Raw genomic sequence first — 23,617 nt, 5'->3', positions numbered from 1 at the left:
CCTAATACTCTAGGCTATCGATATCTAGTGGAGTGTTATGGATGGTCACCGATTTTACTTGGGCATCATGCATCTGAATGACACGATCGGCTATTGGTTCTAAAGAAGCATTATGGGTGACGATAATCACTGTTGCCCCTTTTTTACGAGACATGTCCTGAAGAATCTTTAAAACCTGTTTACCGGTTTGGTAGTCTAAAGCCCCTGTTGGTTCATCACAAAGGAGAATCTTAGGGTTCTTAGCCACTGCGCGCGCAATGGCTACCCGTTGTTGTTCCCCACCAGATAGCTGGGCTGGGAAGTTGTTCAAACGCTCACCCAATCCAACCTCTCTCAAGACTTGTTCAGGGTCTAAGGCATCAGAAACAATTTCAGAAGCCAATTCAACATTTTCCTTGGCTGTCAAATTGGGAATGAGATTATAAAACTGGAAGACAAAACCAACATCATTTCTGCGATAATCCGTTCGTTGGTGCGAGGAGAAGCTTGAGATGGCTTTCCCATCCACTAGTACCTCCCCTTCATCATTGGTATCCATACCTCCCAAAATATTGAGGACTGTTGATTTTCCTGCGCCTGATGCCCCCAAAATGATGACCAATTCGCCTTTCTCTATTTCAAAAGTAACATCTTTATTGGCAATGATGTCAGTTTCTCCTGACGGATAGCGTTTATAACTATGTTTCATCTCAATATAAGCCATATCTTTTCTCCCACTTAAACACAAGTTCCTATCTTTATTATAGTCCTTTTTTTCCGGAAGACCAAGAACAATCAATCCCTTAAAACGACTAAAAAACAAGAAATTTGTGAGGGATGCATTTCCTCTATTTTATGAATAAAGCCATCCGAGAAACTAATACTTTTCTATGCAAAAATAGACGAGGAAAAAGCTTGGTCTTATCTAGTTCCTGATATAGAAATCTCCAAGCATCATCTGCCCTCCTCTCCTTAGTTTGTGATATAATAACAAATAAGTATGAATTGTTATGATCGTTTAAATAACTGATATTTCAAGTTATTCTTTCATTTTTATATAATAGCCCCTTTGAAAGTAGATCTGGGAAAAAATTTTATAATCTTTCCAAAATGGCTTTCTCAGTATAAGAATAAGACCTGATTTTAAGCTTTTTAGACTTATAGAATGATACTAAAATTTTATTCTGTTGATGAATAAATTTGATTTCTGTATAATATGATGATTAGTGAACAACATTTATACCAAACTACATGATAAAGGAGGAACTATGACCCGAAAAAAGAGAAAAACGAATTCTAAAAATGCTATCCGAAGCGCCCTATCACGCCTGCTTCTTGAACAATCACTTGAAAGCCTTACAATTAGCCAACTAACAAAGGAAGCCGGCATTAATCGAGGTACCTTCTACCTCCATTATGTAGACAAACAAGATATGTTCAACCAGCTAAAATCTGAACTCTTAGGCGAGTTGGGAGAACTTTTCGCTACAAGCACCGTCAATCGAGCAAATTTTCTTGCCTCACTTCAATATATTCAAGATAATTATGACTTTATCTATGCCTTGATGCAGATGGATTACCAAGAATTTCATTTTCTAATGAAAAAATTCACCCTGCAACTTCTTGACGATACTCCACATGCTAAAGATCATTTGGTTAATAAATTCCAAGTTCCTTATAAGTATGCTGTTGAGATCTTTGCAGCTACGATTGAAGCCGTAATCACAAAATGGTTGTCAACTGGTGCAAAAGAAGAGCCGATCGAAATCGCGACAGTCGTATTAAGTGTGACTGACTTTACCACTTGGAACCAACCCATAACAGAATAAGAAAATGAGAAAACGAAAGTTTTCTTTTTTTATGGATAAGAGCAACTAGCTGGAACCTCAACGCTCTCACAAGATTATTTGCCCAACTATCAGAAAACGTTTTCCTTTTCTTTCCTTTTTAGCTATAATATTTAGTATGGAAAAAAATAGAAATGAGGACCGTTTATGAAAAAAAAGAAACTTCTTTTGCCGATCTTATTGCTTGCTCCTGCCTTCCTAGCCTCTCAGGTAGCTGCAGATGAGCAAACAGCTCCAGAAACTAACCTTGAAGTAGCTGCTGCTTCCACAAATGCTACAGATGCTGCTACTCCTGCTTCAACAGAAGCTAATACAGCTACTTCAGAAGGTGCTACAGAGAGTTCAGCTGACTTACCTGAAGCAAATATCCTTCATACCAACGATGTTCATGGTCGGATCGTCGAAGAAAAGGGTGTGATTGGTGATGCTAAATTAGCCGCAGTCATCGATGAAGAACGTGCGAAAAATCCATCTACTTTGGTCGTAGATGCTGGAGATGCCTTCCAAGGACTACCGATTTCAAATAGTTCTAAAGGTGAAGAACGAGCTAAAATTTTGAACGAAATTGGCTACGATGCCATGGCAGTCGGAAACCATGAGTTCGATTTTGGTCTGGATGAAGCTAAAAAGTACAAAGAAATCTTAAATTTCCCACTTCTCAGCTCCAACACCTACATCAACGGTGCTCGCTTATTTGAGGCTTCCACCATCGTCGATAAAGATAAGAATGTCGTTGGGGATGAGTTTGTCGTCATCGGGGTGACAACGCCTGAAACAGCCACTAAAACTCACCCTAAGAATGTCCAAGGTGTTACCTTTACAGATCCTATTTCAGAAGTAAACAAGGTCATTGATGAGATTGAAGCACGCGCGACTGCTGAAGGCAAGACTTACAAAAACTATGTTGTCCTTGCTCACTTGGGAGTAGATACTACTACACCAATCAAATGGCGAGGATCTACCTTAGCTGAAGAACTTTCTAAAAACTCAAAACTGAAAGGAAAACGTGTCACCGTTATTGATGGGCATTCCCATACTGTTCAATCAACTACATACGGAGAAAACGTGACCTATAACCAAACTGGTAGCTACCTGAACAATATCGGTAAAATCACCTACCAGGCTAACCAATTGCTTGGAAACCCTCAACAAATTTCAGCAGCTTCAACAAAAAATGTCGTGCCAAATGCCAAAGTAGCTGCCATGGTCCAAAAGATCAAGGAACAATACGATGCTGAGAATGCAAAAATCGTTCGTGACAATAGTCCGGTAGAACTAAACGGTCAACGGGAAAATGTCCGTGTCCGTGAAACCAACCTAGGAAATGTCGTGGCAGATGCCCTCTACGAATATGGACAAACTGGTTTTAGTCATAAGACTGACCTTGCTGTAACCAACGGTGGTGGCTTGCGCGAAACCATCGCCAAAGACAAGCCAATCACCAAAGGAAGCGTCATTGCTGTTCTTCCATTTGGGAATACCATCTCTCAAATTAAAGTAACTGGTCAGGATATTGCTGATATGTTTGCTAAATCTCTTGGATCCATTTTACAAGAAAAAGATGGCAAAACCGTTCTTGACGAAAACGGTCAACCCCTTCTTGAACCAAGCGGTGGCTTCCTCCAAGTCTCTGGAGCAAAAGTTTATTACGATACAACCCTACCAGCTGAAAAACGCGTCCTCTATATCGAAATTAAAAACCCAGAAACTGGTCAATATGAACCGCTCAACCTTGCTAAAGATTATTACTTGACTACTAATGACTTCTTAGCAGCAGGTGGGGATGGCTACACCATGTTAGGTGGAGCTCGTGAGGAAGGTCCTTCCATGGACGTTGCCTTTGCAGATTACCTTGCTAAGGCAGATCTCACAGCCTATGCAACCATCAATCCAAATTCTCGTACCATTTCTATTTCTGCTAGCAAAGATACAGATGGAGATGGTGTGGCAGATATTGAGGAAATCAAACAAGGAACAGATCCTGCTAATCCTAAGTCCTACCCAGGAAGCAATAACCAACCAGTTATCCCATCTACCGGTAAAATGGATCAAACATATATTCCAGCTCTAGTTGGTACGAATTCTCCTAATCAACTAGCTAGCCAAACAAAGAATACTTTTACATCTGCTAAGGACGATACACAGATCAAGGCCAACAACCATCACCTGTCCTTCACCTCAGCAAAAACATTTAAACCAGCAGCTGCTACTCTACCAGAAACAGGAACTTCCGACTCTCCTGCTATCTACATGCTCGCTCTGTTGACATCCGTCTTAGCCTTCTTTGGTCTAAAGAAAAAAGAAGAAAACGAATAGTCACTGTAAAAAATAGTCTGGGACAACATTGTTCTCAGCCACAAAAAAGCTAGAGATTTCCAATTATGGACCTCTAGCTTTTTAATTTTGAGTAGTTTTCTTATTGTATTTGAGGAGATTATTGGCCATGAGTACTAATCCCATGTCATTTATTACCTGACGCTTGGATTTCTTTTACTTTTAAGAGCTGATACCTCTCATTCACATAGAGCCCCTTTTATGGAGCCAAGTCAGCTTGTTCTGCCTTATAAACCATATTTTCCTGTCTAAAACCTGTTGTGCTATGCCTATGTTTGAGGTGATCAAACTGGTATACCCAACTCTCTGGATGGGTGTAGGTATCAGTTGTTTCATCGTAAGTCCAATTATCCAGATTCATATCAGATTCTTTGTATTTTTCTTCTGTTCCTTGTCAAAAAGACTATATTTAATAAAATGCTCAATACCCATCCTATCTAAGGTAAGAAGAATCTCCACGCTACCGTATCCCGCATCGGCGACAGCTCTTTTTAACTCATGTGTATAGGTTTCTAAAAATGGCAACAGCGTTCTGGTATCTGTTGGATTTTGATAGATGTCATCGTGAAGGACGAACTGATTTTCAGTAGCGATTTGTAGGTTGTAAGCAGGTTTGAGTCCTACGCTTAAATAAGCTTCAATTTCCCTCGTTCAGCTTCAGATAAGTACTTGTAGGATTGATTTGTGGTAGGATAATTAGCAGACATGTTCATCTTCCTTCATACTGTTTTTCGAAACTCTAGTATATCAGATGAACATGTATTTTGTGTTGCACTTCATTTTACAACAGAGCATGTGGTCTGTTTTCAGAAAAGGTAATTTTCTAGACAAGTAGTTGTTGAATAAATAAGACAGGTTCTATTCATTAACCTATCAACCAACTCTTTAGTTTGTAAGTTGGCATCTTGTATACTGAAAAAGAAACAATACTAATCAATTCAACTTACTTGACAAAAGCGTTGCTTAGTGGTTTAATATACCCCATAAGGGTATATCGGAGGTGCCTATGTTTCACTTATTTACAAAAATTGATAGTATTTCTACCAGCGAATTAGAAGCTAAACTCAAGGAACCAATTCAGCTACTGGATGTGCGGACGCCTACGGAATTCCGTAGAGGCCATATCAAAAACGCCAAGAATGTTCCTCTAACCGAAATCGGAGCTTACACACCTGCGACAAATGAAACACTTTATGTCATTTGTCATTCCGGTGTTCGAAGCAAGATGGCTGCTAAAAAGCTCAAGAAAAAAGGCTATGATGTTATCAACGTCCGAGCTGGTATGAGCGCTTGGCCTGGTGATGTTGAATAAATAAAAATCAAAAAGAGCAATTGGTCTAATTTCAAGAAAACCAACTGCTCTTTTAATCATTTGTTCACTATTTAAGAGAAACGTATGTTTTTTATTACTTGCGTTTAATCAAGTATTTAACCGCCTTTTCCAATCTTTCCTTCTGTGCTTGAGGATCCTCTAAAGGGTCGTTAATACAAGTTGTTAAATTCTCCGTTATCATCAGTTCAATAATACGATCAACACTGGACCGCACTGCTGTTAATTGAGTAATGATATCAATACAATCACGCTCTTCCTCCATCATTTTTTGAATACCTCGCAATTGACCTTCTGAGCGTTTGAGGCGTGTAATGTACTTTGATCTTGTCATATCTTTATCCTAAAACGATTTTTCTACATTATATCTCTAATACAGTCCTTTGTCAAAAGGAGCATTTATCTTAAAGACAAAGACTTCTAGTTCTCCACTCTGACTCTCGTTATAATTCCATCTTTATCTGTAATGGAGAATTCAGAAAGAGAAATCCAGTGGGTTCTAGCCTTGTTTCTCTGAGCTTGCGTAAGCAAATTGACCAAAAACTCTTTATTCTCAACTTCAACCAAATAGTAGGCAAGACCTACCATTCCATTCTCACGAGGAGCTAAGTTTTTACCACCCCATTCATTTACTGCTAGATGATGGTGATAATTCCCTGATGCTATCCAACTGACATGTGGAATCGTGAATTTATCCTCAAGACCTAGAGACTCTTGATAAAATGCATATGCCTCTCGGCTATTTTTAACAGATAGGTAAACATGGCCCATGCGAGTGCCTTCTGCGATCACAAAAGGATCAAGTTCTTTGCCTAATTCATAGATTTCTTGCGCAGACAGCTCTTCTGTGATTCCAGTAATTCGACCATCCTCACGAATATCCCACTCGTTCACAGGCTTGTCTCTGTTGAGTTCAATGCCATTGCTCTCTAAATCTTCTAGATAGACAGCTTCACTATAGCCATGATCAGCTCCGCCAACTAGTGGAACCTTTAGGTCTAACAAGCGTTTAAAAATATTTGCCAGATCTTATCAACTTGGATAGGATGGGTATTGAGCATTTGATTAAATATAGTCTTTTTGACAAGGAACAGAAGAAAAAACACAAAGAATCTGATAGGAATTTGGATAATTGGACTTACGATGAAACAACAGATACCTACACCCATCCAGAGAGTTGGGTATAGCAGTTTGATCACCTCAAACACAACCATACCACAACAGATTTTAGACAGGAAATTAGGGTTTATAAGGCAGAACAAGCTGACTTGGTTTCACAAAAGGGGCTCTATGTGAATGAGAGGTATCAGCTCCTAAAAGTAAAAGAAAGCCAAGCGCTTTTATCTGTCGAAGGCAGTCACATCTTTGCCCAACGCAAGGTTAATGTGGAACCTGTCTTTGGGCAGACAAAGGCTTGTTTGGGTTACAAGAGATGTAATCTAAGAGGCAAATGACAGGTTAAAATTGACATGGGATTGGTTCTCATGGCCAATAACCTCCTCAAATACAATAAGAGAATGACTCAAAATTAAAAAGCTAGAGTTCCACAATTGGAAATCTCTAGCTTTTTTGTGACTGAGAACAATGTTGTCCCAGACTATTTTTTATTTCCTGACTACCAAATCCATCTCTTACTGTTTCTTTAAAAGGTTTAGATTCGGATTTTTATGAGTAAAGAGCACGACCTCAATAAAGGTTCCCACTTGGAAGGCAAAGAGCAAGCCTACCAAAATATTGACCCGATGGTCTGTTTCATAGAATGGGGAATTCCATAAGAAGTGATTGGTCACCGTGGAAACTACACACCAGAGACCAAAGAGCTTTTCTTTTTGCTTGGTGCACTGAGACAGGATGAGAAAGGCTCCAACAGATACAACAGCTGTGTAGACTGCATGAGATGCTAAACCACCAGAAATGCGGTTCACTGCCTCTGTTACTGCTGAGAGGTCTCCAGTTCGCGTTTGACGCGCCACATAACCTAGATCTTCAATGATTTGGAAACCAAGACCAGATCCAAAGCCGGCAATTAAAATCGATTTCAAATCCTTACGACCCAAAATCAAGAGGATCCAGAAGGCCACCAGAGCTTTGAAAAATTCTTCAGAAAAAGGTGCTGTCAAAGCATCTGTCCATTTATTAAAGGTACTAACATCCTGAATGAGATGACTATTGAAATGGTCAATGAGGCTGTTCCCTGAAAAACTGAGCCAGCCAGCAACAAAAGCACCACCAAACATGGTCGCCCACAAAACAAGAAGAGGAACCTCAAATCTTTTTGCAAGTCGCTTAATAAAGAGATAAAGAGGAACGACAATCACCGCTAAAACGAGCAGATTTAATACCAAATCTCTTCCTGCTACTTGGTTAAACTCTTGTTGAGAGAGAGAGCCTAGCTCAAACTCCATCCCAATCCCTGCTAAGACCAAAAATAGGAAGAGCAATATTCGTTGAAACTTATTCATCCTTCTTACCTCCCTTTGCTTTCTTTGATTTAATGAAGAAAATTCCTACTCCTATCACTGTCACAAGGGCTAAGCCAATCGTGATGACGAAGTCATAATCAAATGGTACCAAATTGATTTCTTCTTCTTGGTTTGCATCTTCTTCATCTGTTAAATCGTCAATAGCACCTTGTCCATATTGAGCAATCACCTTTTCTTCTGCTTCTTGACGAATTTCTTGCAGACGATCGAAGGTCTTTTGAGCTCGAGTCATGCTCGTTTCTGTCGCTTTTAGGCTCGCCTGCTCTGGCTGCGAAGCGAGGGCAATTTGTTCTTGGTCACTGATTTCTTGCTCAGCCATCCATTGAGATTCTAGGCGTTCCATTTCAGTACGGATGGCTCCATCTCCGAACAAATCAGGATATTTGGCAACTAAATCATTAATGCGAGACATGGTCCAATACCAAGATTGGGGATTATAGGCTGTCCCTAATTCTTGATAGGCTTGGTAGGTATTGGTGATATTGCCATAGTAAGGCAGGTAAGGAGCATTTCGTGGGCTTCCCATCGCTAACCACATAGTTCCCCCACCAGCACTATCAGGAACATTGTCCTTTAATTGGAAAATATGGGCTTCCATGACATTCGGGTTCGAAATCGGGTATTTATAGACTTCATCAAACTTCCCTTTTTCTGGAATCCCTTTTCCATCTAACTCCATTTGATCTTGTGGTTTGAAGTCTGTTCCTTCTAACCGATTGCGTTGGAGATTCATCGCATCACGTAGCGTCAATTTCCGATCCGTTGTATGCATCAAGTCAAAATACTCGTCATCGTAGTTCACATCTGCATCTGGATCCAGTGACTTAATACCAGACCAAACACGAGAACGATCTGCCTCATGCAAAGGTGGATTGTAGGATTGAGACACATGGAACTGGCCATCGATTTCTTTATAGGTTCCTGCATCACGGGCGACTTTTTCAACATCCTTCGAGGCAATAGTCCGTTCCTTATCTGAAAAATCAACATGTCCTAAGAAGAAGGTATTTGGAAAGACTGCATAGCGATCTTCTGGGAAGAGAATCGCTACATATTGGTGACCAGAAAGGATCTCCATGTACCAGATACCTTCCTTGTCCGCGATCGTCACAATATTTCCTTCTGCTGCCCCTTTTTCTTCCACAATTTTCGCAATGAGCTCGACTCCTTCACGAGCCGTTTTGACACTTGGAAGAACGACAGTGGTGAGGGCAGACTCAGCCAAGCCGTCCTCTACATAAGGATCGACCTTTTTAATGTTGTCATTTGCTGAAGCTGAGACGGTCGCCGAGATGGACACACCATGCTCATTAAAACCAGCTTCATCAAATACACCCTGTTCTGGTGTAACATCTGGGACAGCTGTATATTTATAACTTACTTCTGGGAGCTCATACTTAAAGCCATTGGTGGCATCTTCAAAGACCTCCCCTTTCTTGTTATAAGTTCGTTCTCTGACCACAAAGTTCTTATTGTGGTTTGGTTCTAAGTCCTCCGTACGTCCGTACAAAGCATTCCCATCTGCTGTTAACTTTTTACCGATGATAAAACCTGTACAGGCCTCTACCGGTTGGGCAAAGAGGAAGAGAGCAGTGATCAAGCCCAAGGCTGATCGAGCATAACGTTTCTTCATATTGAACTCCTTTAACTAGATATTAACCGTATAACCTCTTTTAGTATACCTTTTGAACCAAAGTTTGGCAAGCGCTTACAACGACTGTAATCAATTAGTAATCTATCTGAAAATTGTTTGACCTTCAAATTATTAAACAACCTTCTCTATCTAACTGTATACAAAAAAGCTCGGAACTTCTTCCAAGCTTTTTCTGAATACTCTCTACCTTTTTAGGAAAGAATCAGGCTCGCGACAAGGGGACTTATAAAGACGTAGAAAACGCCAGTTATCCCAATTGCTAAGCCACCCATAGCTCCGGCTACTTGACCATACTGAAAGGCTGTACCAGTCCCCACCGCATGACCTGTACCCCCAAGGGCCAAACCAATGGCAACAGGATCCTCTACTTTTAGGAACTTAAGAATCGTTGGTCCTAGGACACTTGTCAGGATACCTGTCGCTACAACGACAACTAGGGTAATGGTAGTTATTCCCTGCATTTTTTCAGAAATCCCCACTGCCATGGCTGTTGTCACAGACTTAGGAAAGAGGGAAATAGCTAGAAAGTACTTCATCCCAAAAAGCTTAGCCAAGACAGCTGTATAAAGCGTGTTGACTACTACTGCTAGAAAACTACTAAGAAGAATACTCTTGGCATGGTGCTTCATCAAATGGAAACTCTTATACAAGGGAATTCCCAGGACAACCGTTGAGGGCACAATCAAATTACTGAGGTAGGTCCCGCCAATATTATAGGCCTTATAGGAAATCCCTGTCAGCTTTAAGAAACCAATGATCAAGACCGTTGCAACTAAGAGGGGGGTCGTGATGGGATGGGGAAAACGACGAAAAATCATCATCCCAATCAGATAGGCAAAGACTGATAAAGAAATCCCAAAGAGAGGATTTGACCACAAACTTTCCATTATTTTTTCCCTCCTTCATAATCCCCCTCATACCTTGTCTTGATAAAACCGACAACTAAGGCAATAAGGGTTACATTGATGATGATAGCCCCTAAAATAATCAATACGATGGGCAATAAATAAGGCTGGATAACATCAAACTTATCCATAATCCCAACCGCTGGAGGTAAAAATAAAATCGTCATATTGGCTAAGAGAAAAGATCCGACCAGATTCACATGGCGGATACGAAGCCATTTCAACTGCAAGCAAAGAAATAAAATCAGTAGACCGATAATACTTCCTGGAATTGGCAAATGAAAGAGGGTCGATATCCCTTCCCCAATCAAAGAGATGGTAAAGATAATCATCAGTTGAACATATAGTTTCACGCGCTTCTCCTCAAAATTCTTGAAAGATACACTAACAGTCTACTCCTTTTCTGTAAAAAATCAAGTATTTTCAGAAAGTTTTCAGATATAAAAAGACAAGGACGACTGCAAGGGTGTCCTTGTCTAGAGAGCTATTTATATTTTCTTGGCTAGCATGGTCGCAAAGCGTAAGGCAATTCGATTGCCATTTTCATCACGTCGGTGCAGATGCCCTGGATTTTCATTGTATTTAACGAGTTCCCAATCTTTGTAGTAGTCTGCTAGCTCGCCTTCCTTAAAAGTAAAGGAGAAAGGAACCTGGCAAGGATAGTCCTCTGTATCCATGGCACAAACGATCAAGTTATAGCCACCTGGATTGGTCTGGTCTTGCATATTTCGAATAATCGCCGGAATGCGATCCGCTTGCAAGAACATGAGGACAACCGTTGAAACAATCAAGTCATAACTTTGTTTTAGGTTCGCTGAGTTGATATCATAGAGTCCCACAGTCATTTCCAAATCTTCTTGCTCTACAATACTTTGTAGGATCTCTAGGGCCAATTCATTTTGATCGACTGCTGTCACTTCAAAGCCATGTTGGGCTAAAAAGAGAGCGTTTCGTCCTTGTCCACACCCCAAATCCAAGGCCTTGCCTGGAGAAAGGGACTCCATGGCTTCTAGCACTTCTGAATGGACGGGATTGCTATTATATTTTTTGGGAAAATAATCTTTGGGTTCACAGTAGAATTCCAAAAACCATTCCACATCATCTGTAAGGGCCTCTACGCGGTGCCAAGCTTGAGGTTGTGCCATCGGGTTATCCGCACCTGCCTCAAACACATGGCTGGCTACTTCTTCCCCATCTTCCGTCAGCTCAACAAACTTGAGTTTTCCTTTGAGAACGGTAATCTTTCCCCAAGTACCTACTTTGGTATTGTGTTTTCTTTGGACTGCTTCAGGCATGGTATCCTTGGTCCACAAAGGCATCCGTTTATAAGCAATTAATTTTTCAGGCATCCGTTTCTTCTCCTTCTTTCTATCTATCCCTATCATACAAAAATTGCATGCAAATAACAATAAAAAGAGTGGAATTACAAGCTCCTTTTGTGAAGACTTCTATTCCACTCTCATAGAATCCAGTTGAGGCAGGATGCTGATTTAGCAGTCTCAGTCTACTTATTCTTCATTTTCATTCTTTTTTGATTTTTTAAAGTAGAAACCTGCCAAGCCAAATCCTGCAAGTGCCAAAACTCCTAAGACGGCAGATAAACTGCTGTTTGAATCACTTGCCTTGCTAGATGATTGACTAGAAGCTGTTTCTTCCTTCTTTTCTGTCTCTTTCGATGCATCTTTTTTAGCTTGAGCTGCTGCGACCAGATTGGCCTTGTTATAGCCATCATAAACAAAGTCTGCTTCCAAACCTTTTTCTGTACGAATCTTATCTTCCATCTCACTTTCAACTTGCTTGATTTGTTTGAAGATAGTTTCCGCACGTTTAAGTGAGTCACTTGTTACTTCGTCTGCAGTAGCTTTCGCTTGGTCATCAGTGAGTCCACTGTATTTTTGATCCAAAGCTGCTTGTTCTTTGATCCAGCCTTTTTCCAATTCTTTCCACTTCTCTTGGATGCTATTACCAAATAGATCTGGGTATTTCATGACCATTTGGTCAATATGCCAAACAGCCCAATACCAAGAAGTTGGATCATATTTGGCAGAGCGAACTTTGAATGGTGCGTAGGTATCGTTGACAATACCATAGAATGGCACATAAGGCGTGTTCCGGCTTTGAGCGAGACCTAACCAAACAACACCACCAAATGGTGTTGGCAAGTCCTTCTTAATTTGGTATACGTGGGCGTTAATGACGTTTTCATTTCCCAAAGCATATTTGTATTTATTGGTATCGACTTCTTTACCTGGTTCCACTAAGTCATCTGGTGTGTATTGTTTGAGGTGTTCGAACCGGTTCCGTTGTTCAGCGAAAACATCTTCTAGACTATACTTTTTAGAAGGATCCGTTGGTTTGTGCAAGAGGTCAAAGTGCTTATCATCATATTTGATGTCCGCTTTAGGATCCATCAAGGTAATCCCTGCATAGGTCCGTGAGCGGTTGCGTTCGGTATATTCATCTGGACCATATGAGTCTGCAATATGGAAGTTACCATCTTTATCAGTCTTGTAGTGGTCTGCCTTTTTAGCAACTGCTTCCACATCTTTTGAAGCAATGACATTGTCCTTGTCCTTGAAATCCACATGTCCTAGATAGTAGGTATTGGCAAAGATGGCATAGCGGTCTTGAGGGAATTTAATGGCTACATATTGGTGACCAGAGAGGATTTCCATGTACCAGAGTTCATCTTTATCTGCTACGACAATGATGTTTCCTTCGGCAGATCCTTTTTCATCAAGTACCTTGGCAACCAACTCAATTCCTTCACGAGCTGTTTTGGCACGTGGGAGAACCAAGTCTACCATAGCAGCTTCAGCCAAGCCATTTTTCACAAGTGGATCTGCTTCCAAAATCTTATCGTGTGGGGTTGCAGATACGGTAGAAGTCATGGAAACGCCCGCTTCGTTAAAGCCGTGTGCTCCGAAATTCCCGTTGGAACCATCTCCATGGGCTGCATCATAAGTTGCGGTATATTTCATTTCATGACTCAAGTGGGGATAAGCAAAGCCGTTGGATTCGTCCTCCAACATATCCCCATCCTTATAGTCTTTGGCAGGTACCACTTCGTAAGTTTTATTGTGGCGACCACCATCGGGAGCATAAGGATAGTCTTCAGTCCGCCCAAAGAGCATGGAACCATCTGTCGTGAGTTCCTTCCCAACAATGAAGGCTGAGCAGGCCTGCGCAACTTGAACTGGAATCAAGGCAAAGGCCATCAAAGCAATCATCAGTTTGACCAGTAGTTTTCTCATAGTCGATCTCCTTTATGACTACAAAAGAGGCTAGAAAATCATTTTCAAGCCGACGAAAAACAACTATACCAACGCTACCTTCAGTATACTCTTATCCAGATAATAATGCAAGCGGTTTCAAGAAAGGAAGTTTAAAAATAGGAACAGTTTTCAGCCCTTGCTTCAGCTGTTCCTATTTCTTACTTTAACGCGTATTGTATTGCTTCATGACACGAGCAATGTCACGATTTTGCTCCCGCCGTTTGATGGATTCACGTTTGTCATAATCGTGCTTCCCTTTGGCTAAGCCCAGCAAGAGCTTGGCGTAGCCATCCTTAAGGTAAACCTTAAGGGGAACTAGAGTCATCCCTGTTCCTTTAGTCTCCTGCTCCAACTTTTGAATTTGCTTCTTATGCAGCAAGAGTTTGCGACGACGCTCTGGGTCTTGGTTCCAGATATTGCCTTCCTCATAGGGAGCAATATGAACATTGCTGAGCCAGACTTCCCCATTTTTGACTTGGGCAAATCCATCCTTGAGGTTGATACGAGCTGCTCGAACACTCTTGATTTCTGTACCAGTCAGGACCATTCCTGCTTCAATGGTTTCAACAATTGTATAATCGTGGCTTGCTTTCTTATTTTGTGCGACGACCTTTCCCTCGCCCTTTGCCATGCTTAGCTCCTTTCTTAGCTACTTCCTTGTAAAAAGGTTTCTTACTCTTTTTCTTCTTGTCTTTTGAAGAATGCTTGCGCTTGTTCTCTCTAATGCCTCCTTGCTTTCGTTCTTCTTTCTTAGAAGAAGCGCGCTTAGAGTGTCCATTTCGATCTTTACGACCCGATGTTTTAGTGACTTTTTCAATCAAATCCAGCTCACTTGGGATATAAGAAAAATCAATCTCGCCAGTCATCTTATCCGCTCTTTCGACCCTGATTCGGATCTCCTGACCGACACGGAAGGTCACGCCTGATTTTTCCCCACGCAAGGTCAAATCGCGCTCGTTAAAATGATAAAAACCAGGTAAGGTGGTGATGTGGATCAAACCTTCTACGGTATTTGGCAATTCAACAAAGAGACCAAACTTGACGACACTGGACACCAAAGCATCGTACTCTTCGCCAACATAGTCTTCCATGTACTCTGCCTTCTTCATGGCTTCTACTTCCCGTTCGGCATCAATGGCGCGGCGTTCCCGACTAGAGGATTGGCTAGCAATATCTGGAATGACCTGTTCAAAATGACTAGCTACTTCAGAATCTTTTCCATACTCTCGCACCATGCGGTGGACTAATAAGTCTGGATACCGGCGAATCGGACTGGTGAAGTGAGTATAGAACTCAGCTGCTAGCCCATAGTGGCCGTGGTTGTGCTCGGAATAACGCGCTTGTTGCATGGAACGAAGCAACATCATAGACAAGACATCAGCATAGGGTTCCCCTTCTACCTTCTTCATGATGTCCTGCAAGGTTTCCTGACTCATGGAACTAGCTGTCCCATAAATTGGAAGGCCAAAACTAGAAGCATAATCGATAAACTTTTGCACTTTCTCTGCTTTGGGTTCTTCGTGAATCCGGTAAATAAAGGGAAGTTTTCGTTTGGCAAAATGCTCTGCTACTGTCTCATTGGCGATCAGCATGAAGGATTCAATCATCCGTTCTGCAACCCCACGTTGGCGCAAGACGATGTCTACTGGTTTTCCTTGAGGATTGACTAGGATTTTTGCTTCACTGGTATCAAAGTTCAGAGCTCCTCGTTTTTCCCGCATTCCTTCTAAGATCTGATGAAGAGCAACCATGGCTTCGATACTTGGCACAATAGCTTGGTATTCCTCACGCTTCTCCTGGTCCCCAGCAATGATCTCATTGACATCGCTATAGGTCATACGGAAAGTCGTTTTAATGACCGTTTGGGTGATCTGGTAGCGAAGGACCCGACCACGCTGGTCGATCTCCATAATGGCTGATTGGGTCAAGCGATCCACTTGAGGGTTTAAGGAACAAATCCCGTTTGATAGACGCTCAGGTAACATGGGCACGACCCGGTCTGTGACATAGACAGAGGTCGCGCGGTTGAGGGCTTCCTTGTCCAAGGCAGAACCTTCGGTTACATAATAAGAGACATCTGCTATGTGAACGCCAAGCTCAAAATTCCCACCTTCCAAGCGCTTGATGTGAACCGCATCATCCAAGTCCTTGGCATCGGCACCATCAATGGTAAAGATGATTTCATCTCGAAGGTCCAAACGTCCCTCCATATCCTTCTCACTAGGCTGGTCTGGGATGCTTTCTGCTTCTTTGAGGACTGCTTCTGGAAATTCTGAGACGATATCCATAGACTCTAAAACTTCCAAGACATCGATCCCAGGATCTGTCACATGCCCAACCACATCTTGTACTGAGGCTATAAAGTAGTTGTGCTTCCGACTTGGATACTGTTCAATAGCTACCTTGAGAACTTCCGTTCCCTCTAATTGTAGGGCAGGTTTTTTCACGTAAATGCGTTGACTAATCTTTTGATTCTTTGAAAGGATGTAGCCTGCATATTTGGGTTTTTCCTCATCCAAAACGATTTGGCCGACGACTGTTTGGAGGCTGTGCTCCAAGACATCAATGATTTTCCCCTCTGCCGCGGTCCCCTTTTGCCGATCGGCGACCTTGGTGATTACAACCTCAACTGTATCCCCATCAATGGCATGGTTGACATCATTTCGTCCAATAAAAAGGTCCTCTTCTTCCCCCTCTAAGCTGACAAATCCAAAGCCACTCTTATGAGCATGGAAAATCCCTTTCACAGTAATGACGCCTTTTGGCTTGGCATCAAGGAGACTTAAAAAACCATTTTCTTCAAAGGTTAGTTGACGACGTCGCTCCATCAGCGAAATGGTCTTAATCAGTTCACGAAAACCTTTGGCGTCAGTACTCCCAATGGCTTGAGCCAATTGATCAACCTGAGCTTTTCCCTCCTGTTTTAAATAATCAATAATTTTACTTTTCATATCTTGTGCTGGTCACCCAGCCTCCTTTATTTTCTTTCTTTCAGAGAGATTTCTTTACAAGTGACAAACTCCCTATCAAACGACCCATAGATGAAAAAATAGGCAAAGACAATGTCTAAGCCTATCTTATTTACTGGATAATACCATTAGAATCATCGCAATCAGTAACCAAAGGAAAATCATGACTCCTGTTAAACGTTGCATGACTGCTTCGAATCCACGAGCTTTTGAACGTTCGAATAAGTCATTTGAGCTTGCATCGAATACGTTGCTAGATTGATTTTTAGTTGGTTGCATGAAGATAGCAATAACAATTAATACAGATAGTACCAATAAAATAGTAATCAACGGTTTAGTCATAATTAAAAAACTCCTTAAAATCTTATCTATTTTACCATAAAAATCATTTTGTTTCAAGATGTAATGTCACTTTTCTCTCTTTGGGACAATACTTCAAAACTTCAATTTTTTCAGGGTGTGTCTTCATATTTTTACTTGTCAAATAATTCTGACTACCACAGCTCGTGCAGGTTAGTTGTACTTTAATGCGCACTGATTTCTCTCACTTTCAAATACTTTCTAAAGATGAATAAAAGGAAGGCCAAATCTATAAAGGCTAGGATAGCAGTCCCATAGAATACCCAATGGTAATTGACATGCATGGCAATACTAGAGCCCATCAGGGGACCAAGAACTCCCCCAACATAAAAGAAGAGCTGATTGTAACTAAAAATCCGAGAAATTCCTTCCTTGGGAGTCATGCGGTTTAAGAGAGCCGTCACTCCGGGCATTAAGGCTCCTGTTCCAATTCCAAATAGGAAGCGAAGAAGGCCTAATTGAAAAGGGGTCTGAGCAAGGGCACAGAAGATGTAGAGGATGCCACTATAGAGAAGAGATAAAAGTAAGAGGCGATGGTTGCCAATTTTATCTCCGAGCTTTCCCATCCATCCCGATGTTAGGATACTGGAAATCCCCATCGCTGATACGATCAGTCCAGATACAAAAATAACATTGTCGCTCTGGCCAAGTTCTCTCACATAGAGTGGAAGAATGGGAGAAATGGACTGACCGATCATCTGAATGGTCATACTGGTCAAAAAGAGGCCCAGTAAAATGTCCTTATGCTGGATAGAAGCCAGTAATTCCCAGCTTGAAAGGTGCTCCTCTTTCGATATTTGTTGGTAGTCTTCCTCAATGCCCCACCAAGTCAAGACAGAGACAAGAAAGAGGAAAAAACCAACGAGGAGAAAGACATTCCGCATACCAAATTGCTCTGCGATCAATCCCCCCAACAAGGGGCCCATCAAGGTACCGGCAACGGTTCCCGTCGATAAGGTTCCTAGAGCATATCCAGATTGATTCTTTGGTACCTGACTGGCAATGAGAGCCGTGCTATTAGGCACAAAGCCTGAGAAGACACCATTTAATAAGCGTAGGAGCAGCAACCAAAAGACGGAAGGGACAAAAGCAATTCCTCCCATGGTCAAGGTCATAGCAATCGAGGCTCTCAACATCATGGGTTTCCGACCATAACGGTCCGCCAAACTCCCCCAGATTGGGGCCATTAGAGCGGAAGTCAAAGAGGTGGAGGCGACTGCAATCCCAGCATAAAAAGGAACTGCCGGACCTTTCACCCCCAATTCCTCCACAAATAGAGCCATAAAGGGAACCACTAACGAAAGACTAGCACCTACGAAAAAGCAGCCAATCCAGGCAATAAAAAGATTTTTACGCCAATTGATTTCCAGTGAAATAGGATCATCTTCTTTCTATTTGTTCTAAAGCACGATCGATTTCCTGATAGAGGTGATCACGCTGGCTATTGTTATCGATCACGAGATCGACAAGAGTTTTTTTCTCATCTAGAGGCATCTGGGCTGCTAAACGATCGCGCGCCTGGACCTCTGTTAAGGCATTGCGCCCCATCAAACGTTCTAACTGAGTATCTTCCGTCACATATACCAGCCAGACTTGGTCAAACCAGTCCAGATATCCCTGCTCGATTAACAAGGGGATATCCATGAAAAAGATGTCTTCTGTTGCAGCTTGTCGGTCCCGTTCTCGCGCCAGAGCTTTGCGAATGATGTCCCCTTGTACTTGGTTGGACCAGGCAATCTCTTTCTGGCTTGAAAAGATGCGTTGAGCCAGAGCAGGACGATTCAAGTCTCCTGTATCTAGAAGGATGTCCCTTCCAAAATGATCTACCAAAGCTTGATAGAGTTCTCCACCTGGTGCCTGCAAATCATGGACTACTTGATCAGCATCAATGACAGGATATCCTTTTTCTCTCAAATAGGAGGTGACAGTAGACTTTCCTGAAGCAATTCCTCCTGTTAATCCGATGATTCTTGCCATCTAGTTCTCCTTTTGACAGTGGGGGCAAAAATGGGTTCCGCGTCCCCCCAGCTGGATTTTCTCAATCGGAGTCCCGCAGCGCAAACAAGGCTGGCCTGTTTTCCCATAGACCTGGTGTTCTTCCTGCATGGTGCCATCCTCACCAAATGCATTGCTGTAGGAGCGAATGGTGGAACCACCCTTTTCAACAGCCTGAGCAAGCACGGCAATCGTTTCTTTGCGAACGGCTTTGGCTTCTCTAGCAGTCAAGCTTTGACCCAAACGGGCTGGATGAACCTTGGCTCGATAAAGAACCTCATCCACATAAATATTGCCCAAACCAGCTACTAATTTTTGGTCTAAAAGAGCTGATTTAATGGGTTTCTTTGATTTTTTAAGAGCTGCTTGGAAGGCTGGGTCTTTAAAATCCGCTTCCGTCGGCTCTGGACCAATTTTTTTCGCCAAAAAATAGCTGTCGACAAGCTCAGGTACTAGGACTTCCATGGTCCCAAACTTGCGGACATCTTCATAGACCAGAGTGCTACCATCTGTAAAATGAAAGAAGACATGGGCATGCTTGCGAAGAGGAACCTCGTCTGGATAAAAGAAATACTTGCCTTCCATCCGCAAATGCGAGATGAGGACCAGATCCGTCAGATAAAATAAAAGGTATTTCCCACGGCGCCCCATGGCCCGAATTTCTTGACCTGGAAGATCTTGACAAAAAGCATCTAGATCCGTATGAATCATCTTTGGATACTTTACTTCCATTGACTGAATGGTTTTTCCAAGAATTAATTTCTCAAGACCGCGTCGGACAGTCTCTACTTCTGGTAATTCAGGCATAGAACTCCTTTCAAAAACAAGAAGCAGGCTTCTGCCCACCTCTTTTTAATATTCTTTTTCGTTGTATCCGAAATCGGCAAGATCCAATTTCTTATCCCGCCAATTTTTCTTGACCTTGACCCAGGTTTCTAGGAAGACCTTATCCCCTAGCATGAGCTCGATATCCTTACGCGCAAGGGTCCCGATCTTCTTGAGCATGGCCCCACCTTTTCCGATGACAATGCCTTTTTGGCTATCGCGCTCGACCATGATGGTTGCACGGATATGAACCTTATCTGTCTCTTCATCCCGCTTCATAGAATCCACCACTACGGCAACAGAGTGGGGAATTTCTTCCCGCGTTAAATGCAAGACCTTCTCACGGATCATTTCAGAGACCAAGAAACGCTCTGGGTGGTCAGTGATTTGATCAGCAGGGAAATATTGGAAACCTTCTTCTAAGTTTTCGCTCAAAATATCAATCAAATGCGAAACATTGTTTCCTTGAAGGGCTGAAATCGGCACAATTTCTTTGAACTCCATCTGACTACGGAAGTCATCGATTTGCGCCAAGAGTTGGTCAGGGTGCACCTTGTCGATCTTGTTGACCACCAGAATAACCGGCACCTTAGCAGCCTTGAGGCGCTCGATGATCATGTCATCGCCTTTCCCACGTGGCTCATCTGCTGGCACCATAAAGAGAACGGTATCGACTTCTCGAAGGGTGCTATAGGCCGACTCTACCATGAAGTCTCCAAGCGCTGTCTTGGGTTTGTGAATCCCTGGGGTATCGATAAAGACGATCTGTTCCTTATCGGTCGTGTAGATTCCCATAATCTTGTTGCGCGTTGTCTGCGCTTTATCACTCATGATGGCAATTTTTTGCCCCATGACGTGGTTCAAAAAAGTTGACTTCCCGACATTGGGACGTCCTAAAATGGCTACAAAGCCTGATTTAAATGTCATAGTTTCCTTTCATGAGGGAAGTCTCCCTCTTATCCAAATACCAAAGCCCACAACTTGGGCACAAATATGATGAGACCTGTCACAAAGGCAAAGCCCGAAATAACGAGAACCGCTCCTGCGGCCATATCCTTGGCATTCTTTGCCAGCATGGAGAAATGGTAATCACTCGCCAAATCCACTACATTTTCAAGAGCAGAATTCATGATTTCAAAGGCAATGACCAAAGAAACACTTAAGAGTAGAAAGAGCCACTCTGTTGCTGAAATGCCAAAAAGGAAGCCTGCAACAATCGCTAAGATAGCTGAAAGTGCATGCTTACGCATATTTCGTTCCTCTTTAAAGGCTGTGAAAATCCCTGTTAAAGCAAATTCAAGACTGGCAATCAGTTCTCGATTTTTCCATTTTCGTTTATTGTCTTGTGAGTCCATAGGCTGTCAAAATCTCTTCCTGTAAGCCAAACATTTCCTTCTCTTCTTCCGGCGTATAGTGATCATAACCGTTGATATGAAGGAAGCCATGCACTGCTAAAAAGCCCATCTCGCGCTCAAAGCTATGGCCATACTCAGCAGCTTGCTCACGCGCCTTGTCTACAGAAATAAAGAGCTCTCCAATATAGGTATCAAACTCTGCCATCATTTCTGCCAATTCTGGATGGTCTTCTAAATCTTCTTCCGAAAAAGCAATGTCCATCTCTGGTTTGTATTCCAGACTGATCACATCCGTTGGGCGATCCGTATCCCGGTATTCCAAGTTCAATTCATGGCTACGTTCGTTGGTTACAAAGGTCACTGCCATTTCCTTGTCTTCTTTGCCCAATTTTTTTGCAGCAAATTCTAAAATTTCCTGGGTTTGTTTGATCATTTCTTCAGAGACTTGACCGGTCTCATCAACCATTTCAATATACATCTTGGATCACCTCACTATCATTTCAATTATAGCATAAAAATAGCGTATATACTAGAATACACGCTACTTTTACTATTTGAAGAATGCCCTTTTATTCAACCGTCTGTTGGATAGCTTGCATCTGGGCATAGATACCACCATGGGCAATCAAGTCTGCATGTTGGCCCCGTTCGACAATGCGTCCTTCTGATAGAACCAAGATCTGATCCGCATCTTGAATGGTCGATAAGCGGTGGGCAATGATAAAGGTCGTCCGGCCCTTTTGCAGGACTGCCATAGCCTTCTGAATAATCTCCTCTGTCTCCGTATCAATGTGAGAGGTCGCTTCATCCAGAATCAAAATTTTCGGATTCATGTAAAGGGTCCGCGCAAAGGAAATCAATTGACGCTCCCCACTTGAGAAGGCAGATCCCTTTTCAACCACTGGATGGTCAATTCCCTTTTCTAATCTCTGGATCATAGGCAGGGCACCGACCTGTTTTAGAGCATCCAAGACGCGATCACGGTCGATATCTGTTTGACTCATGGCCACATTGCTAGCAATGGTCCCTGAGAACAGATAGGGATCCTGTAAGACAATTCCCATATGGGACCGAAGACTCTCCCTAGAGAAATGGCGAATATTCTGGCCGTCGATCCGGATTTCCCCCTCCTGCGGATCATAGAAACGATAGAGCAAGTTCATGATAGAGGATTTACCCGAACCGGTATGGCCAACCAAGGCAAGGGTCTGACCCGGACAGGCTTGGATGGAAATGTCCTTCAGAACTGGCTTGCCTTCTTCATAGGCAAAAGTGACATGATCAAACTCCACTGCCGCCCGATCTATTTGAATCTCCTTTGTCGCATCTGCCTCTACCTTTTCATCTAGGAAAGTCAAGACTCGCTCCCCTGTTTCCAGAGAGCGTCGGATATCCGGAAGACGACGGATCAAATTGGCCATGAGATCAAAGAGCTGAATAACATAATTGAGATTGATAAACAAGAAACCTGCAGTCATCCCCAAATCTCCCCCAAGATAGGATAGGCCTGCAATGGTAAAAATTCCTGCAATGACGATGTATTTCAAGAATTCTGTCAGGCTCCAAGAGGCAATGGAGTCTGCTAGAACCAAACGATCATAGGCCACAGTCATCTTGTCTGTCGTCTGATCAAACTCATCAATCACGCGCTCTTCTTGTCCGTAAAGTTGGATCATACTCGCTCCATGAAGCAGTTCATTAACCTGGGTATTGATCTCACTTCTGGAGTCAAAAAAGTCTTTCATAGGCTTGTCTGTCATATGCTTATACAAGGACTGAATCCCGTAAAAAATAGGAAAAATCAAGCATAAGAGAAGACCCATCATAGGATTAATATAAAAGATAACCCCCATGATAAAGAAGAAACGCATCAAATGAATCACCAAATACATGCAGGAATTATAAAATTGGGTCCGTAAGGTCTCTGTATCATTAACAATGCGGGTTGCAATTTTCCCTGCTGGCTTATCATCAAAGTAGGAAATTGGTAGTTGTTGCATCACGAGGAAGGCTTGGTCTCGTAGCTGCGCAGTTACCTTATTGCCTCCATGAATCAAAACCCGATTGCCTATATAACTGATGATCTGCCCCACTGCCAAAACGATCAGATAGAGGACCCCCATAGGATAGAGTGCTCCTAACTCTCCTCCCTGACTCAAAGCTGTCAAGGGACCATCAATCATCTTTTGAAGGATAAATGGCGATAGATCTGATAAAATCGTTGCCAGCAAAAGACAGATGAAACCAAGCCCAAAAATACCAGGAAAAAGGGATAGTTTTTGTAATAATCGTTTTAAAATACCCAT

The 23,617-nt window shown here is 42.3% G+C and carries 22 protein-coding genes and 4 pseudogenes; 4 read left to right on the top strand and 22 right to left on the bottom strand.

All coding sequences use genetic code 11. The features are described 5' to 3' along the window. Position 1: 1 nt before the first annotated feature. Positions 2–703, bottom strand: coding sequence for an ABC transporter ATP-binding protein (locus AC3E6G_RS01855; protein ID WP_154853467.1), 702 nt, complete (start codon positions 701–703; stop codon positions 2–4). A 544-nt stretch (positions 704–1,247) separates the two neighbouring features. On the opposite strand from AC3E6G_RS01855, the gene AC3E6G_RS01850 reads away from it, so the two are divergent. Both AC3E6G_RS01850 and nt5e read left to right on the top strand, forming a co-directional pair. After that, positions 1,248–1,808 carry a TetR/AcrR family transcriptional regulator gene (locus tag AC3E6G_RS01850; RefSeq protein ID WP_490700308.1) on the top strand — a complete coding sequence of 187 codons (561 nt, stop codon included), beginning with the start codon at positions 1,248–1,250 and terminating at the stop codon, positions 1,806–1,808. A 165-nt stretch (positions 1,809–1,973) separates the two neighbouring features. Beyond that, positions 1,974–4,142: a cell surface ecto-5'-nucleotidase Nt5e gene (gene nt5e, locus AC3E6G_RS01845; RefSeq protein WP_490700307.1), complete on the top strand. Its 2,169-nt coding sequence runs from the start codon at positions 1,974–1,976 to the stop codon at positions 4,140–4,142. A gap of 81 nt (positions 4,143–4,223) precedes the next feature. Here the strand turns inward: nt5e and AC3E6G_RS01840 are convergent. Next, positions 4,224–4,778, bottom strand: a pseudogene (locus tag AC3E6G_RS01840) (transposase); the annotation flags it as partial. Further along, positions 4,767–4,873 (bottom strand): annotated as a pseudogene (locus tag AC3E6G_RS01835) (IS30 family transposase); the annotation flags it as partial. The pseudogenes AC3E6G_RS01840 and AC3E6G_RS01835, both read right to left, overlap by 12 nt. Before the next feature lie 293 nt (positions 4,874–5,166). Between AC3E6G_RS01835 and AC3E6G_RS01830 the strand changes: the two are divergent. After that, a complete protein-coding gene (locus AC3E6G_RS01830) occupies positions 5,167–5,472 on the top strand; it encodes a rhodanese-like domain-containing protein (RefSeq protein WP_490700306.1) in 306 nt (101 codons plus the stop codon). A gap of 94 nt (positions 5,473–5,566) precedes the next feature. Here the strand turns inward: AC3E6G_RS01830 and AC3E6G_RS01825 are convergent, their stop codons facing one another. Continuing rightward, on the bottom strand, positions 5,567–5,824 hold the full coding sequence (locus AC3E6G_RS01825; protein ID WP_048689573.1) for a metal-sensitive transcriptional regulator: 258 nt from the start codon (positions 5,822–5,824) through the stop codon (positions 5,567–5,569). Positions 5,825–5,910: 86 nt separating this feature from the next. Then, positions 5,911–6,516, bottom strand: a pseudogene (locus AC3E6G_RS01820) (VOC family protein); the annotation flags it as partial. Here AC3E6G_RS01820 and AC3E6G_RS01815 point away from each other — a divergent pair. After that, positions 6,516–7,022, top strand: a pseudogene (locus tag AC3E6G_RS01815) (transposase); the annotation flags it as partial. The pseudogenes AC3E6G_RS01820 and AC3E6G_RS01815 sit on opposite strands and share 1 nt — an antisense overlap. Before the next feature lie 99 nt (positions 7,023–7,121). Here the strand turns inward: AC3E6G_RS01815 and AC3E6G_RS01810 are convergent. From AC3E6G_RS01810 to AC3E6G_RS01730, 17 genes are all read right to left on the bottom strand, one after another. After that, entirely contained in the window at positions 7,122–7,952 is an 831-nt protein-coding gene (locus tag AC3E6G_RS01810; protein ID WP_048689576.1) for a PrsW family glutamic-type intramembrane protease, read from the bottom strand. After that, positions 7,945–9,606 carry a C69 family dipeptidase gene (locus tag AC3E6G_RS01805; protein WP_048689579.1) on the bottom strand — a complete coding sequence of 554 codons (1,662 nt, stop codon included), beginning with the start codon at positions 9,604–9,606 and terminating at the stop codon, positions 7,945–7,947. Before AC3E6G_RS01805 ends, AC3E6G_RS01810 begins: the two co-directional genes overlap by 8 nt. Before the next feature lie 212 nt (positions 9,607–9,818). Then, the gene (locus tag AC3E6G_RS01800) at positions 9,819–10,514 is read right to left on the bottom strand and encodes an LrgB family protein (protein ID WP_490700305.1); all 696 of its coding nucleotides are present in this window, start codon (positions 10,512–10,514) and stop codon (positions 9,819–9,821) included. Continuing rightward, positions 10,514–10,885: a CidA/LrgA family protein gene (locus AC3E6G_RS01795; protein ID WP_061564218.1), complete on the bottom strand. Its 372-nt coding sequence runs from the start codon at positions 10,883–10,885 to the stop codon at positions 10,514–10,516. Before AC3E6G_RS01795 ends, AC3E6G_RS01800 begins: the two co-directional genes overlap by 1 nt. A gap of 135 nt (positions 10,886–11,020) precedes the next feature. Continuing rightward, positions 11,021–11,881 (bottom strand): SAM-dependent methyltransferase TehB, encoded by an 861-nt coding sequence (tehB, locus tag AC3E6G_RS01790; protein ID WP_048689588.1) that lies wholly within the window; start codon positions 11,879–11,881, stop codon positions 11,021–11,023. 159 nt (positions 11,882–12,040) lie between these two features. Then, positions 12,041–13,786, bottom strand: coding sequence for a C69 family dipeptidase (locus AC3E6G_RS01785; RefSeq protein WP_048689593.1), 1,746 nt, complete (start codon positions 13,784–13,786; stop codon positions 12,041–12,043). A gap of 184 nt (positions 13,787–13,970) precedes the next feature. Beyond that, positions 13,971–14,438, bottom strand: a complete 468-nt coding sequence (gene smpB / locus AC3E6G_RS01780) for an SsrA-binding protein SmpB (RefSeq protein WP_048689598.1) — start codon at positions 14,436–14,438, stop codon at positions 13,971–13,973. Further along, positions 14,401–16,758 carry a ribonuclease R gene (rnr, locus tag AC3E6G_RS01775; RefSeq protein WP_125329079.1) on the bottom strand — a complete coding sequence of 786 codons (2,358 nt, stop codon included), beginning with the start codon at positions 16,756–16,758 and terminating at the stop codon, positions 14,401–14,403. The genes smpB and rnr overlap by 38 nt, the downstream gene beginning before the upstream one ends. Before the next feature lie 126 nt (positions 16,759–16,884). Further along, entirely contained in the window at positions 16,885–17,118 is a 234-nt protein-coding gene (gene secG, locus AC3E6G_RS01770; protein WP_048689602.1) for a preprotein translocase subunit SecG, read from the bottom strand. A 43-nt stretch (positions 17,119–17,161) separates the two neighbouring features. Continuing rightward, complete coding sequence (rpmG, locus tag AC3E6G_RS01765; protein WP_081453577.1) at positions 17,162–17,311, bottom strand: 50S ribosomal protein L33; 150 nt, start codon at positions 17,309–17,311, stop codon at positions 17,162–17,164. Continuing rightward, entirely contained in the window at positions 17,301–18,500 is a 1,200-nt protein-coding gene (locus AC3E6G_RS01760; protein WP_490700677.1) for a multidrug efflux MFS transporter, read from the bottom strand. The genes rpmG and AC3E6G_RS01760 overlap by 11 nt, the downstream gene beginning before the upstream one ends. 16 nt (positions 18,501–18,516) lie before the next feature. Next, positions 18,517–19,113 carry a dephospho-CoA kinase gene (gene coaE / locus AC3E6G_RS01755; RefSeq protein ID WP_490700304.1) on the bottom strand — a complete coding sequence of 199 codons (597 nt, stop codon included), beginning with the start codon at positions 19,111–19,113 and terminating at the stop codon, positions 18,517–18,519. Further along, entirely contained in the window at positions 19,114–19,938 is an 825-nt protein-coding gene (gene mutM, locus AC3E6G_RS01750) for a DNA-formamidopyrimidine glycosylase (protein ID WP_048689612.1), read from the bottom strand. 45 nt (positions 19,939–19,983) lie between these two features. Beyond that, positions 19,984–20,883, bottom strand: coding sequence for a GTPase Era (era, locus tag AC3E6G_RS01745; protein WP_048689615.1), 900 nt, complete (start codon positions 20,881–20,883; stop codon positions 19,984–19,986). 29 nt (positions 20,884–20,912) lie between these two features. Beyond that, entirely contained in the window at positions 20,913–21,311 is a 399-nt protein-coding gene (locus AC3E6G_RS01740) for a diacylglycerol kinase family protein (RefSeq protein WP_048689618.1), read from the bottom strand. Continuing rightward, the gene (gene ybeY / locus AC3E6G_RS01735) at positions 21,292–21,789 is read right to left on the bottom strand and encodes an rRNA maturation RNase YbeY (protein ID WP_048689623.1); all 498 of its coding nucleotides are present in this window, start codon (positions 21,787–21,789) and stop codon (positions 21,292–21,294) included. Before ybeY ends, AC3E6G_RS01740 begins: the two co-directional genes overlap by 20 nt. 91 nt (positions 21,790–21,880) lie before the next feature. Then, entirely contained in the window at positions 21,881–23,617 is a 1,737-nt protein-coding gene (locus AC3E6G_RS01730) for an ABC transporter ATP-binding protein (protein ID WP_490700303.1), read from the bottom strand.

It is taken from the genome of Streptococcus sp. SCPM-O-B-23252 (M501), from assembly GCF_058200355.1.
Note: the sequence above shows the minus strand (reverse complement) of the source record. Positions and strands in the feature narration are given on the sequence as shown.